This window comes from Exercitatus varius (assembly GCF_029577735.1).
GTDB lineage: Bacteria > Pseudomonadota > Gammaproteobacteria > Enterobacterales > Pasteurellaceae > Exercitatus > Exercitatus varius.
This window is the reverse complement of sequence record NZ_JARQTO010000012.1, coordinates 96620-113439: the sequence shown is the minus strand read 5'-3', so window position 1 is coordinate 113439 and position 16820 is coordinate 96620. Positions and strand designations below refer to the sequence as shown.

The window sequence follows — 16820 nt, the reverse complement described above, 5'->3', positions numbered from 1 at the left end:
GCAGGAGCACCGTGCCTGGCGTCCGTTTGCTCATTAACGAATCGGGTTATGAACGGTTACTAATTTTGTGCCGTCCGGGAAAGTCGCTTCGATTTGTACTTCGTGAACCATTTCCGGCACACCTTCCATGACATCCGCCGCGGTTAATAACGTTGCGCCGTATTGCATCACGTCCGCCACGCTCATGCCGTCGCGGGCGGCTTCCTGTAAATGACTGGCAATATAAGCGATCGCTTCCGGATAGTTCAGTTTTACGCCGCGGGCTTTGCGTTTTGCCGCTAACTCGCCGGCCAGGAAAAGCATCAGCTTTTCTTGTTCTCTTGAGGTTAAATGCATATTAAGTTTCCTTACTAATTAAAAAGGTGGGCTTATCTTATGACGAATTCCTCCGAATGGCAAATTCAAAAATGAAAAAATTCAGCTTTATGTTAAAATTATTAGATATTTTTCATGATAACGCAAAAACATTGGATATATTTTATAAAAATCGGAATTATTTAGATAAAATCTTTTTACGAGTTTGTGTTAAGCAAACGATTGTTTTTATAATGCGTTCAAATATGAACGAGGAAAATATTATGAAATTAATCAAAACGACTTTTGTAGGAATCGGACAAATTTTTCTCCAGGAAAACGGTTTGTCGGGCTTGCTTATCATTATCGCGATGTTTTTCAGCCACTGGACGTTGGGTGTCAGCTGTTTTCTGGGTGCGCTCATCGGCACATTAACCGCGAAATCGGCCGGTTTCCCCCAAGAACAAATTAATCAGGGATTATATGGCTTTAACGGCAGCCTGGCTTTCATGTGCGTATTGTTTACTTTTGGTCTGGTAGATTCCGCAATCCCGCTGGTCTGGGGATTGGGCGTTGTCGCTTCGATAACCGCTACGTTGATTATGCGCGCATTTATTAAGGCGGGCAAAGTCGCTTATACCTTTCCGTTTGTGGGGACTTGCTGGATCTTTTGCTGGGCCGTCGCAAAATTTCATCTCTTCGGATTAAGTCAGACGACGCCGCGGTTAATGGATTATACCGATACGATTCATTCCATCGGTGAAGCCTTTTATGCCTGGGCCGAAATCAATTTCGGTTCCAGTTTGATGACCGGAATTTTACTGTTTATCGCTATTGCGGTCAGTTCGCCGATGGCGGCAATGTGGGGCATGGCCGTTGCACCGATTAGCGCGTTACTGGCATATCAGTGTTTCAATGTAGATCTCAATACGCTCGCTAACGGCATTTACAGTTTTTCCGCCATTCTGGTCGCCTGCGCTTTTGCCGGTCCGAAGTTCTCGAATTTTTGTTATGTGATTGGCGGCGTAATATTGGCGGTGGTCGTTCATTACGCCGTCGCCCAAACGGGGCTGGCGGCCTACACAATCGGGTTTATCGTCGCCAGCTGGATTATCCTGTTGATTAAAAACATAGTGGAAAAATCGGGCATAGAAAACAAACGGTTTAATCAAATTATGAATCCGTAAAGTCAAATCCGGGCTGATGAGATTTTCCGGCGAATCGTGCTAATCAGCCCGAATGTCCGTTCAAAGCTAAAAAAACTATCGATTTTTTGACCGCACTTTGACGGAATTTATGATCTTATAATGTCATTTTTTTGCCTTGGCGGGCGCTTTCGAAGGCTTTTTCAATAATGTGCAAAACAAAAGCGGCTTGTTCCGCGGTAACCGCCAAAGCGGCGCCGTTTGCGACGGCATCGTATAAATTATCAATCAGCCCCTGATAACTGCCCTTAACATTAGGATAAGGTTTACGCACAATTTCGCCTTCGATTTCGGTATGCAAAACGCCCCACAATTCTTCCGCTTCCCGATACCAATCTCCGATCGGCGCAACACCTTTGGCAAGTTGCGCTTCCTGAATATCGACGCCCTGTTTGACATAAGAACCCAGTTTTCCGTGCAACGAAAAGGCCGGCGCCGGTTCGCGCGCGTATTTGCTTGCCATGGCGGACACTTTTAACCCGCCTTCGTAATAAAGATGAATGTCGAAATTATCGTCAACCAGCGCGCCTTCGTGTTGATAACGAATATCCGCAAAAACCGCTTGCGGTTTGCCGAATAAATGAACGGCCTGATCAATCAAATGCACGCCTAAATCGTATACCAAACCGGTGCCGGCGTCGCCCGTTTCTTTCCAGACTTTCGGATTCTTCGTTTTGGAAAAACGTTCAATGCGGATTTCGCAATCTACCGGCTCCCCAATTAATCCTTCGGATAAAATCCGCTGCGCCGCCAAAATATGGCTGTCCCAGCGGCGGTTTTGATAAACATAAAGCACGACCTTTTGTTTTTGGGCGAGCTTTGCCAATTCCATGGCTTCCGACGAAGTCGCCACCAACGGCTTTTCCACCAGAACATGTTTGCCCGCCGTCAGTGCGGCTTTCACCATGTCATAATGGGTTTGGTTCGGCGTGGTAATAACGACCAAGTCAATATCGGGCGTAAACAATTGGGCGTAATCGTGCACGATTTCTACATTATCCACCCATTCTTTGCCGCGTTCCGTGTTGCGTTCAAAAAATTTCTTAATATTAAAACGCGGATCGGCTTTAAAAAACGGTACGTGAAATAAACGGGCGGAATAACCGCTGCCGGCAATGGCGACATTTAGTTTTTTCATAGAAATTTCTTTCTGGCTGGTTTCTATTGGCTTGATCGGATTATAGTCATTAATCACGCGACTTACAGTATTTTTATGTCAGTCGGCTTTCAAAAAACGATTACGGTTTGACAGATAAAGGATTTTTATGTAGCATGCCTATCACCTGAGCGTTGAAAAATGCCTTTTATGCTACATGGTAAATTGCGCTCAACGCTTATTCAATCAGCTTTTCCGCTGTCAATTTAGATGGGTTGCTTCCTGCTATCCCGCATCAAATTCCCTATCTGATAGGGTGCCGCTAACATGAACTTTCAGCTTGATTTTTAAGTGATTAATTAACCGTAAAAGTGCGGTCAAAAAATCGTAGATTTTTTTATTAATTGGCATTACAACGTGATTTTTATTTTGTTTAGCCGTATGGCTAATGATTGTTATATTTGGAGAATATCGTGAGCGTATTACAACAACTTCGTGCTACAACCACCCTGAAAGCCCCGATTTTTGTGCCGACGGTGATTTTTGTCATATTAATCGCCACCTTTTGTTCGATTTTTCCCGAACAGGCGCAAACCACATTGAATGCGATTAAGCAGTCCGTTTTTGCCAATTTTAGCTGGTTTTACATTTTGGCCGGCTCCATATTCTTTCTGTTTTTGATGTTTTTGTGTGTCAGTAGTTTAGGCAGTATTCGTTTGGGCGCCGATACGGACGAACCCGAGTTTTCCTTTCCCTCCTGGATTGCGATGTTATTTGCCGCCGGAATGGGGATCGGTTTGATGTATTTCGGGGTGGCGGAACCCATATTGCATTATTTAAAACCCTTGAGACAAGGGCTTAGTGAAGCGGAACGCATGAAAGACGCGATGATGATGACTTTTTATCATTGGGGGATCCATGCGTGGGCCATTTATGCCGTGATTGCTCTGGCACTGGCCTATTTCGGTTTCCGTTATAAATTGCCGTTAACCGTGCGTTCGGGATTTTATCCTTTAATGAAGAATCGCATTTCCGGCTTTGGAGGGCATGCGATTGATGTGGTGGCGTTATGCAGTACTATTTTCGGTTTAACCACCACCTTAGGTTATGGCGCCATGCAGGTCAAAGCAGGCTTTAACAACCTTGGTTTGTTGGACAGCAATAGCTTTGGCGTATTAATAATGATCGTGAGTGTCGCCATGGCGTTAGCCATCACTTCCGCCATTTCCGGCGTCGGCAGAGGCGTAAAAATACTTAGTGAAATCAATCTGTTACTCGCCGGTTTGTTATTGGTTTTCGTGATTATCGCGGGACCGACGCTGTTATTGTTCTCGGGCCTAACGGAAAATTTGGGCTATTACTTCAGTTCATTATTAGAACTCAGTTTCCGCACCTTTGCCTACGAACCGGAAAACCAAGGCTGGTTGAGTAATTGGACGATTCTGTACTGGTCATGGTGGGCATCCTGGGCGCCGTTTGTCGGCATGTTCATCGCCAAAATTTCTAAAGGCAGAACTATTCGTGAATTTATTTTAGGCGTATTGTTTGTGCCATCTTTATTCAATATTTTGTGGATGACCAGCTTCGGCGAATCCGCAATCTGGATAGATCAGCAAACAAACGGCGCTTTAGCCGCCATCAGCAACAATACCGAAGCGCTATTATTCGGCTTTTTCGACCAATTGCCGTTCAGTATTGTCGCTTCCGTGGTTGCGCTCATGGTGATTTCCATTTTCTTTGTGACGTCGGCGGATTCGGGAATTTTCGTCTTGAACTGTATCGCCTCACAAGGCGAAGAAAAAGCGCCGAAATGGCAAACCATATTATGGGGGATTTTGCTGGCGGTATTGGGTCTGTCTTTATTGTATTCCGGCGGTCTGGCTTCGCTGCAAACGATGACGTTAATTATCGCGTTACCGTTCATGGCAATTATGATCGCCTTGTGTTTCGGCTTATGGAAAGGCTTAATGGTAGACAGCCAATATTCCAGTAAAACGTTTTCGCAAGGAAGCGCCTCCTGGACCAGCGGAGACTGGAAAACGCGGCTGGAAAAAATTGTTAACCCGACCAATCGTAAAGATATTCGCCGTTTCCTCACCAAAATTGCCCGTCCGGCGTTTAACGAACTGGTGGAAGAATTTGAAAGTCACGGCTTAACGGCACAGATGAATTTTATTAACGGCAAAAATCCGAAAATCGAATTTGAAGTGATCAAAGAAAACCTGCGTAACTTCCTCTACGGTATCGAATGTCAATCCCGCGAATTATCCGATTTAGTGGTGGAAGACAGCAACGTACCGAATATAGAAGAAAGCAAAATTTACGAACCGATTACTTATTTCTTTGACGGCCGCCAGGGTTATGACGTGCAATATATGACCAAAGACGAGTTAATCGCCGACGTATTAAAACAATATGAACGCTTCATGAATCTTGCCATGGACGACAGCCACGATCTTATGACGGCAGACGTAGAAAACATAGGCGAATCAACGGGTTCTGGGCAATAAATCGCGCCGAATCGTTTACTTTAACCGAAATAAAACCAACGGTTTTATGTGGGGGATAAATAAAGTGCGGTGAAAAATTTTAATGTTTTTCACCGCACTTTTGATCTTACAGCCTTCGCATTTAACGACGCGGCAAATAACGCGTCGGATCCACCGATTTACCTTTGTAACGAATTTCAAAGTGGAGTTTTACGCTGTTGGTTCCGCTGTTCCCCATTGTTGCAATTTGCTGACCGGCTTTAACTTCCTGCTGGTCGCTAACGGAAATGCTATCATTATGGGCGTAAGCGCTTAAGAAATCATCGTCGTGTTTGATGATAATCAGGTTACCGTAACCGCGCAAAGCGTTACCGGCGTAAACGACACGTCCCGGTGCTGCGGCGTAAACGGCCTGTCCTTTCGAGCCGCCGATATCGATACCTTTGTTTCCGCCGTCACCGGCTGAGAAGCCTTGTGTAATTCTACCGGTAGTCGGCCATTGCCATTTCAGATTTGAAGCCGGGGCAACGGTTGCGCCCGAAGAATAACCTGATGTGCCGGTTCCCGCCACGATGCCGCCTGTTGTCGCTCCCGCGGTGCCGACGCCGGCAATCACTCCGCCACTCGTTCCGCCCGTACTCGCCGCACCTGTCGTCGGTGCAACCGTACCTGTCGAAGCTTTAACCGGACCGGTTATCGTGCCGTCCGAACCATATTGAGTACCGTTCGGTCCTGCGGTATAAGACACTTTCGGTTCAGCCGGTACCTGAACTTCGGTACATTGCTGTTGAGTGGTCGTCGCGGCTGCCGCGCTACCGTTAGACACTTTTAAGGTTTGTCCGACTTTCAGATTATAAGGTTCCGACATTCCGTTTAATGCCGCCAGCTCCTTCACGTCAATACCGGCAATATAAGCGATCAAAAACATGGTGTCGCCTTTTTTCACTGTATATTCCGTTGCTTTGTAGAAACCTTTATTGATTTTACTATAATCCGGCGCGTTGGTTGTGGCGTTACGCGGAATTTCTACGGTTTGACTTTGATTGGTCGCTTTACTGCCGGCCGCCGGCACTTCAACGGTTTTACACACGGTTTTAGTCGTCATTGCAGGTTGCGACTGCGTTTGTTGGAAGGTCGGTTGAACCGCGGTTGTTGTAGCGGCCGGTGCGCTAGAGGCCGTCGACAACGTCCCCGTTTGATTCGCCACCGGTTGAGTCGCAACCGGATTATTCATATTTTCAGGCATGGTACTTTGTTGAACTTGCGGTTCCCACGTGCTGTTTGAGGAACCGTCGACCGGTTGTGGGATTGACGGAGATAACGTACCGTCCACACTATCCACCGGCGCCGGCGTAGACGAGGAACATCCCGCCAATACGGCAGCGGCAAGAGGTAACAATAAAAAGGATTTCTTCATTTCGCTTTCCTTGGGAATTATTTCATATTATCAGGCATATTACTTTGTTCAACTACCGGCATAAAACCACCGCCGTCCATCGCCCCCGTTCCCGCCACCGGTTGCATAATACCGTCAGGCAATGCATTAGGATCGTCGTTGGGCGCTTCAGATGAACAAGCCGTTAAAGCTGCCATCATAGACAACAAAAAAATGATTTTTTTCATTTTATTTCCTTTATTTTAAAACTAAATAGGCAATGACGGCTAAGGCTACCACCGACCAGCCGATCACTTCAATCGAACGGCGCAATTTATCTGCGAATTTAGTTCCGCCCCACGCCGCTAATTTTGCAATCAATACGAAACGGGCGGCACGGGAAACCGCTGCCGTGAGAACAAAAGGGATAAACGCCATTTGCATTACGCCGGCGGCGATAGTGAAAACTTTATAGGGAATCGGTGAAAAACCGGCGACAAAAACAACCAGAACGCCCCATTCCTTAAACCATGAAATCGCCTTATCCCATTGAGTCTGATAACCCCATTTCACGATATATTGTTGAACTAAATCAAAAGCATAATAACCGATGGAATAGCCGACCATCCCGCCGATAACCGAGGCCGCGGTACAAATTAACGCAAATCTGACCGCACTTTGGGGCTTAGTCATTGCCATTGGAATCAACATGACATCCGGCGGAATAGGGAAGAAAATCGCTTCGATAAAACTTACGAACGCTAACCAATACGCCGCCAGACGATGCTTAGACCATTCCATGGTTTTATCGTACATTGCCCCAAAAAAATTCATAAGCTTTCCTTTCAGTCATAAAAATAAATGTTGTATTATTCCTGTTCTAACCAAGTTTGTAAAGCTTGAAGTGAATGGTGCGCCGTCATATCCGGCTGAATCGGCGTAATCGACACATAACCGTGTTGCACCGCATGGAAGTCCGTTCCCTCATCTTCATCCTCCGCCAGCCCGGCCAGACCAATCCAATAAATGGCTTCACCGCGCGGATCCGTCTGTTTAATCACTTCGGCGGCGGAAGCGCGATGGCCCAAGCGACAAACTTTCACGCCTTTGATTTCTTCATAAGGCAAATCCGGGACGTTAATATTCAAAATTTCACGACTTTTTAGCAGTTGCCCGTGTAATTTAGGAATTAAATCGCACACAATTTTCGCCGCACTTTCGTAGTGCCGGCGCCCGTCCAATGACACCGCAATAGCCGGTAGACCTAAATGGCGTCCTTCCAAGGCGGCGGCCACCGTGCCGGAATAAAGGGTATCGTCTCCCAAATTTACGCCAGCATTAATCCCGGACACCACCAAATCAATCCGTCCCGATAAAAAACCGTTCAACGCCAAATGTACGCAATCGGCGGGAGTGCCGTTAATACAATAATCGTCATTATCCAGTTGGCGGGGACGCAACGGTTCTACCAGCGTGAGCGAACTTGATGCCGCGCTACGGTTGCGATCCGGCGCCACAATGACAACGTTGGCAAATTTACGCAAATAAGCGGCCAATATTTGAATGCCTTCCGCATGGTAACCATCGTCGTTTGAAAGTAAGATATTCATTCAGGTAATCCTTTTCCTTATTAATCACCGCATTATTATAACAATAAAAAACCCGGCTTTCGCCGGGTTTTAGCATATGATTCCGATTAACGGCAATTAACCTTGAGATGAAATGCGTTTCATATCCGTCATATAGCCGCGTAATTCCAAACCGATTAATTCAACCGGATGATTACGGATTTCATCGTTAACGTCGCGTAAAGTCACGTTATCGATTTCTACCGCCGGAGTCGGTTCGCCCAAGTCACCTTTTTGTAAAGTCGGGATAATTTCTTTAGCCAGAATCGGAGTAGCAACATTGGAGAACAAGTAGTTGCCGTATTCCGCCGTATCGGAAATTACCACGTTCATTTCATATAAACGTTTACGGGCGATGGTATTCGCGATTAACGGTAATTCGTGCAAAGATTCGTAATAGGCGGATTCTTCATAAATACCGCTTGCCACCATAGCGTCGAACGCCATTTCTACGCCGGCTTTCACCATTGCTACCATTAACACGCCGTTATCGAAATATTCCTGTTCGGAGATTTTAATACCGTCGGCTTTCGGTGCGTTTTCGAAAGCGGTTTTACCGGTCGCTTCACGCCACGCTAATAAGTCTTTATCGCCGTTTGCCCAGTCTTCCATCATCACGCGGGAGAATTCGCCGCTGATGATGTCGTCCATGTGTTTCAGGTATAAGAAGCCCAATTTTTCTTTAATCTGTTCTGAAAGTTCGAACGCGCGCAGTTTCGCCGCATTGGAAAGACGATCCATCATTAAAGTGATACCGCCTTGTTTTAAGGCTTCCGTAATGGTTTCCCAACCGTATTGAATTAATTTACCCGCGTAAGCCGGATCTTTACCGTCTGCGATCAATTTGTCGTAGCACACGATCGAACCCGCTTGCAACATGCCACAAAGAATGGTTTGTTCGCCCATTAAATCGGATTTCACTTCCGCAACGAATGAAGATTCCAACACGCCCGCACGATCGCCGCCGGTTGCGGAAGCCCAAGCTTTTGCAATCGCCATGCCTTCGCCTTTCGGGTCATTCGCCGGGTGAACGGCGATTAATGTAGGTACGCCGAAACCGCGTTTGTATTCTTCACGCACTTCGGTACCCGGGCATTTCGGTGCGGACATTACAACGGTAATATCTTCACGGATTTGTTCTCCCACTTCAACGATGTTGAAACCGTGAGAATAACCGAATGCCGCGCCTTGTTTCATTAACGGCATCACATCGGCCACAACTTTTGAATGTTGTTTATCCGGCGTTAAGTTGATGACCAAATCGGCGGTCGGGATTAATTCTTCGTATGTTCCCACTTTAAAACCGTTTTCCGTCGCGCGTTGGAATGAAGCGCGTTTTTCTTCGATCGCTGCTTTACGCAAGGCATAGCTGATGTCCAGACCGGAATCGCGCATATTTAAACCTTGGTTTAAGCCTTGTGCGCCACAGCCGACAATCACGATTTTTTTACCTTTTAAGAAATTGCAACCGTCAGAAAATTCGCTGCGTTCCATAAAACGGCAACGCCCCAGTTGATCAAGCTTTTCGCGTAAATTTAAAGTGTTAAAGTAATTAGACATTGTGTTTTCCTTTTGTGCTGGACTAAGTATGCAAAGGATTATACGCTTTTTTTATATTGCGTAAATTGATATTATTGGAATCTATTATTGCAATTCACGCAACCAAAAGAGGCTGTTATGTCCGCATCGATTCTTGGTTTTCACCATGTCGCCATTATTGTTTCCGATTATGAAACGTCCAAACGGTTTTATACGCAAATTCTCGGCGCCCGAATATTGGCCGAAACTTATCGCGAAGCGCGTCAAAGTTACAAACTGGATCTCGCTTTCGCCGACGGTTCGCAGATCGAACTGTTCAGTTTTCCCGCCGCGCCCGCTCGTCTGAATCGGCCGGAAGCCTGCGGATTGCGCCATCTGGCGTTTCGCGTGCAAAACGTACAAAGTGCGGTAGATTTTTTGCAAGAAAATCAGCTGGAATGCGAACCGATTCGGATTGACGAATTAACCGGTAAACAATTTACGTTTTTTAAAGATCCCGACGAATTACCGTTAGAACTCTACCAAATCTAGGAAATATCCATGAATTTCAACGATCTTTCCCTGTTCTTACAACTGCTGGAAACCCGCAATTTCAGCAAAACGGCCATGCAAAGTCATATGTCGCCTTCCACGCTGTCCCGTCAGATTCAGCGAATGGAGGAAGAATTGGGCGGCGTTTTGTTTTTGCGTGATAATCGCCAGGTGCAGCTGACGGAATTAGGCGAGCAATTCGCGCAATTTGCCAAAAGGAGCCGGGCGGATTGGCAGAACTTCCAAAGTCAGCTGCGATCAAATTCGGCGGAATTATCGGGCGAACTCAAATTGTTCTGTTCGGTCACCGCGGCTTATAGTCACTTGCCGCAAGTACTGAAAAATTTTCGGCTGCGTTATCCGAAAGTGGAAATTCAGCTCACCACCGGCGACGCCGCCTCCGCCATTCAGTTGGTGCAGAGCCAGCAAGCGGATCTCGCTTTGGCGGGGAAACCTTTAAACCTGCCGAATGCCGTGGTTTTTCACCCGATTGATCAGGTTTCCCTTTCGCTGATTGCGCCCCGGGTTGCCTGCCCGGCGACGCAATTATTGCAGCAAGAACCGGTAAACTGGCAGGAAATGCCGTTTATTCTGCCGGTAGAAGGGCCGGTGCGACAACGGATTGATCAATGGTTCCGCCGGAAAAAAATCAAACATCCGAAAATTTATGCGACGGTTTCCGGCCACGAAGGCATCGTGCCGATGGTCGCGCTGGGCTGCGGCTTGGCGCTGTTGCCGGACGTAGTGATTAAAAACAGCCCGATGAATACCCAAATTTCTTCGTTAACCTTCGATACGCCCGTCGCGCCCTTTGAATTGGGCGTTTGCGTACAGAAAAAAAGTCTCGAACTCCCGCTGATCCGCGCCTTCTGGCAATGTTTGCCAGATTAATTTTGTGATCCGCATTCCGGATTCCATCGCAAAAACTTGGCGAAAATCTCCCGCACTTTCATACTCTTCGCAGCCAAAATTCACATTATCATTTCATATCAGCAAAAAGTGCGGGCAATTTTATGGATAAATATGCGGAAACCTTATTGCGCTTACTTCAAGTGCCCCGACTGGGCGCCAGCACCGTCAGTCAGATTCTTACCGCCATCGATTTAAACACGCTGCTGTCTTACGATGCCGACGCCTTTTACGCCATCGGCTGGACGATGCATCAGATTAAACGTTGGTTTAAACCGGAACGCAAATATATCGACCCCGCGCTGGAATGGGGGCAAAAAAGCGGTAATCAGATTATTCACTGTTTCCATCTGGATTACCCTTATTTGTTAAAACAAATCGAAAGTTCGCCGCCCGTGCTGTTTGTGCAGGGTAATGCGGATTTGCTGGCGCATCCTCAAATCGCCATCGTGGGCAGTCGTTATTGCAGCGATTACGGCAGTTATTGGGCGAAATACTTTGCCACGGAATTTTGTACCGCCGGTTTCGCCGTAACCAGCGGACTGGCGAAAGGCATTGACGCGCACAGTCATCGGGCGGCGGTGGATGTGCAAGGCAAAACCATCGCGGTGTTAGGAAACGGCTTGAACCAGATTTATCCCGCCGTAAATCGATCGCTGGCTCAAGCCATTCTGGCAACCGGCGGCACCTTGGTGACGGAATTTATTCCCGATCAACCGCCGGTTCCCGCCAATTTTCCCCGTCGTAATCGAATCATCAGCGGGCTTTCTCTTGCCACGTTGGTAGTGGAGGCTTCCGAGCGCAGCGGTTCGCTGATTACGGCCCGTTTCGCGCTGGAACAAAACCGCGAAGTGTTCGCCATTCCGGGGAATCTCAACAACGATTTCAGCACAGGTTGCCACAAATTAATCAAGCAAGGGGCAATGCTGGTGGAAAACGCCAAAGACGTTATTGAAAACATTCCCTATTACGGTTTTACCAATATGCAAATTCAGGATGTGAAAGACGTCCTGAAAGCGACCGTGCCTTGCCCGAATCCGCGCCCGCCTTCCGCCCGTTATGCGGATCCGCGACACCCCGATTTATTCAATTTGATCGGTCATAATTTAATCAGTGTGGACGAATTGGCGACCCGAACTGGATTAAATGTGGACGAACTGCTGATTCAGCTGTTGGATCTCGAATTGCAGGATTTGATTTTATGCGAAGACGGCGGATATCGCCGCCAATGGTAAAAATAAAAATTATGAAAAAATCGCCCGCACTTTCTGATACAATATCACGGCTATTTAGTCAGAAAGGAACGCTTATTTATGTCTGTTTTAGGAAGATATCATTCATTTGAATCCTGCGGCACGGTGGACGGGCCCGGTATCCGTTTTATCTTATTTTTACAGGGCTGTTTGATGCGCTGTCAATACTGCCACAATCGCGATACCTGGGATTTGCACGGCGGAAAGGAAATCAGCGTGGAAGAACTGATGAAAGAAGTCGTGACTTATAAACCTTTCATGCGCGCATCCGGCGGCGGCGTCACGGCGTCGGGCGGAGAGGCGATTTTGCAGCCGGAATTCGTGCTCGAATGGTTCCGCGCCTGCAAAAAGGAAGGCATCGACACCTGTCTGGATACCAACGGATTCGTGCGTCATTATGAATTTATCGACGATTTGTTAGACGTAACCGATTTGGTATTGCTCGATTTGAAAGAAATGAACGACCGCGTGCATCAAAGCCTGATCGGCGTGCCGAACAAACGGGTGCTGGATTTTGCCAAATATCTGGAAAAGCGCAACCAGCGCACCTGGATCCGCCATGTTGTCGTGCCGGGTTACACGGATAATGACGAAGATTTGCACCTTTTGGGGAAATTTACCCAAAACATGAAAAATGTCGAAAAAATCGAATTATTGCCTTATCACCGTTTGGGCGCCCACAAATGGGCGGTGTTGGGCGATAAATATCAACTTGAAGAAGTGAAACCGCCGACAAAAGAATCCATGGAACATATCAAAGCCTTGCTTGAAAGTTACGGACACGAAGTAAAATACTAAATTTTCCGATGTCGTCACAAACGACATTTCGCATGAAAGGGAACAAAAAAACGTTCCCTTTTTTGCCCGCACTTTTTGAATTATTCTTCCCGCCGGCGATTGGAAGTCCCCAAAATGATAAAACATACGGCGGCATATTGAACCAAGCCGCGATCAAACGGTCTAAATTTGGCAATCGTTAACTAGCTATTTATTGGAGAACCCTATGGATTTCAACAAAATTCTGAATCAAGTTTTTACTACCGCTCAACAGCAAGTCAGCAAAACCATGAGCGGTAACAGCACGATGGATAAAATTACCAAAGCGGGCGGCGGCGCGGCGGCTATCGGAATTTTGTCCATGATTTTAGGTCGCAGCGGCGGCGCAAGTTTAACCAAATTGGGATCGCTCGCCGCATTAGGCAGCCTGGCTTATCAGGCTTATCAATCTTACCAGGCCAAACAAGGGCAAGCGCCGCAGGTTGAAGAAACCAATTTCGCCGAAAGCGCAAAAAGTTCCGATGCCGGCCAGGTCATTTTACAGGCAATGATTGCGGCGGCCGCGGCGGACGGCGCGATTAGCGAAGAAGAAAAACAGGCGATTTTAAATGAAGCCAATAATGATGCTGACGTGCAACAATGGCTGGAACAGGCGATCAATTCGCCGGCAACGCCGGAACAAATTGCCGCGCAAGTGGGCAATGACGCCGCATTGGCCGCACAGGTTTATTTGGCGGCGCGCGTTGTGTGCAAGGAATTGGATCGCAAAGAAATCGTGTTTTTGTCCAAACTGGCGCAAGCTCTCGGTTTAGATGATCAGTTGGTGGAAGAATTGGAAAAACGTGCAGGTTTTTAATTCCGCCGCTAAACGTGCAAATTAACGAAAAGGGCCGAATCCTGTTCAACACGGGATTCGGCCTTTATTCATCAAGTTTTTTAGTCCTTTTTAAACCTGATATTTGCTTTTATCGCCGACATCAAAATGCAGCGGCATTTTGATTTTTTGTACAAATAAAACGGCAAATAACAGCGCGCAGACCGCACTGAGTATTTTTTGCGGCAGCGGAAACGATACCACGGTGCACAGCCAAAGCAACGCCGCAAAAAACGGCATAAAATTTAACGCCCAAACCCGAAAGCAAAAATATTCTTTAAACGCTAAGCCACCAAGAGTAAGTAAAACGCCGCCGAGCGCCAGTTCCGGCTGTCCGAAAGCGTGGCACAACAACGCGATCCAGGTCGCCATTTGTAACAGCAGACGGAAGGGTTTGAGATAAATATGTAATGACGACGCGCACAATGTGGCGGCGACCAATAAACCGAAATAACCCACTTGCGGTGAATACGGCAACAGACCAACGGCGCAAGCCGCTACGATAAACCCCGAGCGATAAAGACAAACCGTGAGTTTATCCAGAAAATCCATGGGAGATTGAATGTGCGGATCAGCCATTTTTCCTCCTTTTCCGCTTATTGCGTTAATTATTCCGGCACGCCGCGTAACAAAGGCTCGTATTTAAACGGAGCGTGCGAAGTAGGCGCCGGTAAATCGCTGAACAGCAAAATATACGGTTTCGGCGGCGTGATTTTTTCGTGACGCCACAATTGTCCCATACCGACCAATTGGATATCCGCCGGTAAATGCCGTAATCCGGCCTGTAACACCGCAATGGTATTTTTACGCGGATGACCGATGACAATAGCCACTCCGTGCTTACGGGCATGTTGTAGCGCCAATTGAAATTGATGCTGGATATCGCCGAAATTATCACTGTCGTCCAGAAAAACGTGGCGTTCCAGAACGCTCACGCCTTCCTGTCTGCCGATTTTAGCGGCAACGCTTTTGCCGATGGTACGACTGTCCAGAAAAAACAAGCCCCGCTGATGTAAAACGCGCATTAAATGAGTCATTAAAGGCGTATCGGCGGTGGCGGCGCTGCCCATATGATTATTCATTCCGATAGCGTGGCTGACAATCTGTTCGGCTTGCTGCAGCCGTTGTTCCACTTCTTGTTTCGACATGCCGAGGGACAATCCGCCTTCTTCAATTTTCATATTACTGACGGATTGCATCGGCATGTGAATTAAAATATCCCGTCCCTGCTGCTGCGCCTGTCGGTTACGCTGAGCCGCATAGGGCGCAGCGGGAATAATCGCCACCGAAACCGCTTTCGGCATGGCGAGAATTTGAGCATCCTCTTGCGGACGATAACCCATGTCATCAATCACGATGGCAAGCTTATTCGGCTGTGCGGCGGTAAACTGCTCCGATTGCGCCGGAGCCGGCAAGGATAAAAGTGCGGTCAAAAAAACGATCATTTTTTTGACCGCACTTTTACAGCATTCGCTCTGCGGAAAACGGTTCATCAACGCAACCAGTTCATCGGATTCACCGCGTTACCTTGGCGGCGGATTTCAAAATACAGTGACGAACGCCCTTGTCCGCCGCTGTTGCCTACTTCGGCGATTTGTTGTCCGGCATTAACCAGCGAACCGGAACGCACGAAAACCGCCTGATTGTAACCGTACAACGACATATCGCCTTTGCCGTGGTCGATTACCACCACCTGACCGTAACCCGCCAGCCAGTTGGCTAAAATAACGCGCCCGCCGGCAATGGCTCTGACCGCAGCTCCCGTACCGGCGGCGATAACGATCCCTTTCCACTTGACTTCGCCCGCCTGAGTCGAACCGAATTGATGCAAAATTTTGCCTGCCACCGGGAACGGATATTTGCCGCTTAAACCGGCGCCGGAACGCATAAGTTGTTTTTCCTGCGCCGTTGGCTGATAGGTTTTATTGGTGCGCTTTTCTTCCGCCTGTTTTTTCTGCGCCAGCTGCTCCCGTTCCTGTTTTTCCTGTTGCTGAGCCGCCAGCGCCGCGCGGTTGATTTCCGCCCGCAAGGCATTTTCGTTCGCTTTCAGCGTTTCCAGTTTGTTTTGATCGCGCTCCAGGGTTTTATTTAACTGCGTCAAGGTGCTTTGGCGTTCGTTACGGGCTTTTTGTAACGCCTGCTGTTGCTTTTTTTGTTCGGATAACTGCTGCTGTTGATCGGCTTGCTGTTGCGCCAGATAATTTTTTTGTTCGTCCAGCTGAGCGCGCGTCGCTTTAAGTTTGTCGATTAACGCCAGCCGGGTTTTATTCACATGTTTGGAATATACCATCATGCGATCGTTGTTTTTTGCGTCGTCGGACAGCAAGTGTTCAATAACGGAATTCGGATTGCCGGAACGGTAAACCGCATCCAGTTGTTTGGCTAACTTAAGTTTTTGCTGGCGCTCCTGTTGTTCCAGCAGTTTGATTTGTTTATTGGTATCCGCAATGATTTTATTGGTTTCTTTCAGATCGGCTTCCGTTTCGCGCAGCGATCCCACAATATCGTTAATCTGATTTTCCTGAGTTTTTAAGCTGGATTGCAGTTTGTTTTGTTCGCGTTTTTGCGTGGCGATTTTCTGTTCCTGCTGTTTGATTTGGCTTTGAATTTGGTTTAAATCCGCCGCCTGCGCGGAAAATGACAAAAGCATGCCGCCGCAGAAAAGTGCGGTCAAATTTTTGACAGTTTTTTTAAACGGCAAAAAGCACAACATTCAAACAAATTCCTATGAATAATAACGTGCGCATAAATATACCATTATTTTTGCGAAAGATCAGAAAACATTCGCTTTTCACTTTTAAATCCACCCGTTTTTTGCTATAACGTACGACAAATAACAGATTCATTAAC

17 protein-coding genes are annotated in these 16820 nt (G+C 47.3%); 7 read left to right on the top strand and 10 right to left on the bottom strand.

Features of this window, described 5'->3' with window-relative positions; translation table 11 throughout:
* Positions 1-33 precede the first annotated feature (33 nt).
* Positions 34-336: an urease subunit gamma gene (gene ureA, locus P7M01_RS09050; protein ID WP_202936204.1), complete on the bottom strand. Its 303-nt coding sequence runs from the start codon at positions 334-336 to the stop codon at positions 34-36.
* Between the two features lie 242 nt (positions 337-578).
* Between ureA and P7M01_RS09045 the strand changes: the two genes are divergently transcribed.
* Positions 579-1481, top strand: a complete 903-nt coding sequence (locus tag P7M01_RS09045; protein WP_317483104.1) for an urea transporter — start codon at positions 579-581, stop codon at positions 1479-1481.
* A gap of 115 nt (positions 1482-1596) precedes the next feature.
* Here P7M01_RS09045 and P7M01_RS09040 read toward each other — a convergent pair whose 3' ends face one another.
* On the bottom strand, positions 1597-2637 hold the full coding sequence (locus P7M01_RS09040; protein WP_317483103.1) for a Gfo/Idh/MocA family oxidoreductase: 1041 nt from the start codon (positions 2635-2637) through the stop codon (positions 1597-1599).
* A gap of 431 nt (positions 2638-3068) precedes the next feature.
* Between P7M01_RS09040 and P7M01_RS09035 the strand changes: the two genes are divergently transcribed.
* Positions 3069-5105 (top strand): BCCT family transporter, encoded by a 2037-nt coding sequence (locus P7M01_RS09035; RefSeq protein ID WP_317479865.1) that lies wholly within the window; start codon positions 3069-3071, stop codon positions 5103-5105.
* A gap of 121 nt (positions 5106-5226) precedes the next feature.
* Here the strand turns inward: P7M01_RS09035 and P7M01_RS09030 are convergent, their stop codons facing one another.
* The 5 genes from P7M01_RS09030 to ilvC form a co-directional block, all read right to left on the bottom strand.
* Positions 5227-6501 carry a peptidoglycan DD-metalloendopeptidase family protein gene (locus P7M01_RS09030; RefSeq protein ID WP_317483102.1) on the bottom strand — a complete coding sequence of 425 codons (1275 nt, stop codon included), beginning with the start codon at positions 6499-6501 and terminating at the stop codon, positions 5227-5229.
* Positions 6502-6518: 17 nt separating this feature from the next.
* Complete coding sequence (locus P7M01_RS09025; protein WP_202936199.1) at positions 6519-6707, bottom strand: membrane lipoprotein lipid attachment site-containing protein; 189 nt, start codon at positions 6705-6707, stop codon at positions 6519-6521.
* 10 nt (positions 6708-6717) lie between these two features.
* The gene (locus P7M01_RS09020) at positions 6718-7293 is read right to left on the bottom strand and encodes a YqaA family protein (protein WP_317482263.1); all 576 of its coding nucleotides are present in this window, start codon (positions 7291-7293) and stop codon (positions 6718-6720) included.
* A 35-nt stretch (positions 7294-7328) separates the two neighbouring features.
* Positions 7329-8069: a 5'/3'-nucleotidase SurE gene (gene surE, locus P7M01_RS09015; protein ID WP_202936197.1), complete on the bottom strand. Its 741-nt coding sequence runs from the start codon at positions 8067-8069 to the stop codon at positions 7329-7331.
* 96 nt (positions 8070-8165) lie between these two features.
* A complete protein-coding gene (gene ilvC, locus P7M01_RS09010) occupies positions 8166-9647 on the bottom strand; it encodes a ketol-acid reductoisomerase (protein ID WP_202936196.1) in 1482 nt (493 codons plus the stop codon).
* A 117-nt stretch (positions 9648-9764) separates the two neighbouring features.
* On the opposite strand from ilvC, the gene gloA2 reads away from it, so the two are divergent.
* The 5 genes from gloA2 to P7M01_RS08985 all read left to right on the top strand — a co-directional run bounded on the left by gloA2 (position 9765) and on the right by P7M01_RS08985 (position 13952).
* Entirely contained in the window at positions 9765-10157 is a 393-nt protein-coding gene (gene gloA2 / locus P7M01_RS09005) for an SMU1112c/YaeR family gloxylase I-like metalloprotein (protein WP_317483101.1), read from the top strand.
* Positions 10158-10166: 9 nt separating this feature from the next.
* Positions 10167-11048, top strand: coding sequence for an HTH-type transcriptional activator IlvY (gene ilvY, locus P7M01_RS09000; RefSeq protein ID WP_317476902.1), 882 nt, complete (start codon positions 10167-10169; stop codon positions 11046-11048).
* A gap of 122 nt (positions 11049-11170) precedes the next feature.
* On the top strand, positions 11171-12301 hold the full coding sequence (gene dprA / locus P7M01_RS08995) for a DNA-processing protein DprA (RefSeq protein WP_317483100.1): 1131 nt from the start codon (positions 11171-11173) through the stop codon (positions 12299-12301).
* A 78-nt stretch (positions 12302-12379) separates the two neighbouring features.
* Positions 12380-13117: a pyruvate formate lyase 1-activating protein gene (pflA, locus tag P7M01_RS08990; protein WP_317476904.1), complete on the top strand. Its 738-nt coding sequence runs from the start codon at positions 12380-12382 to the stop codon at positions 13115-13117.
* A 205-nt stretch (positions 13118-13322) separates the two neighbouring features.
* On the top strand, positions 13323-13952 hold the full coding sequence (locus tag P7M01_RS08985; protein ID WP_317483099.1) for a tellurite resistance TerB family protein: 630 nt from the start codon (positions 13323-13325) through the stop codon (positions 13950-13952).
* A gap of 90 nt (positions 13953-14042) precedes the next feature.
* On the opposite strand, the gene P7M01_RS08980 is transcribed toward P7M01_RS08985, so the two are convergent.
* Genes P7M01_RS08980 through envC form a run of 3 tightly spaced genes read right to left on the bottom strand, consistent with a single transcriptional unit; the run spans position 14043 to position 16683 of the window.
* Positions 14043-14549 carry a DUF2301 domain-containing membrane protein gene (locus P7M01_RS08980; protein ID WP_317483098.1) on the bottom strand — a complete coding sequence of 169 codons (507 nt, stop codon included), beginning with the start codon at positions 14547-14549 and terminating at the stop codon, positions 14043-14045.
* A gap of 29 nt (positions 14550-14578) precedes the next feature.
* Positions 14579-15463, bottom strand: a complete 885-nt coding sequence (locus P7M01_RS08975; RefSeq protein ID WP_394853438.1) for a divergent polysaccharide deacetylase family protein — start codon at positions 15461-15463, stop codon at positions 14579-14581.
* Positions 15463-16683, bottom strand: a complete 1221-nt coding sequence (envC, locus tag P7M01_RS08970; RefSeq protein ID WP_317476908.1) for a murein hydrolase activator EnvC — start codon at positions 16681-16683, stop codon at positions 15463-15465. The genes P7M01_RS08975 and envC overlap by 1 nt, the downstream gene beginning before the upstream one ends.
* Positions 16684-16820: the final 137 nt, after the last annotated feature.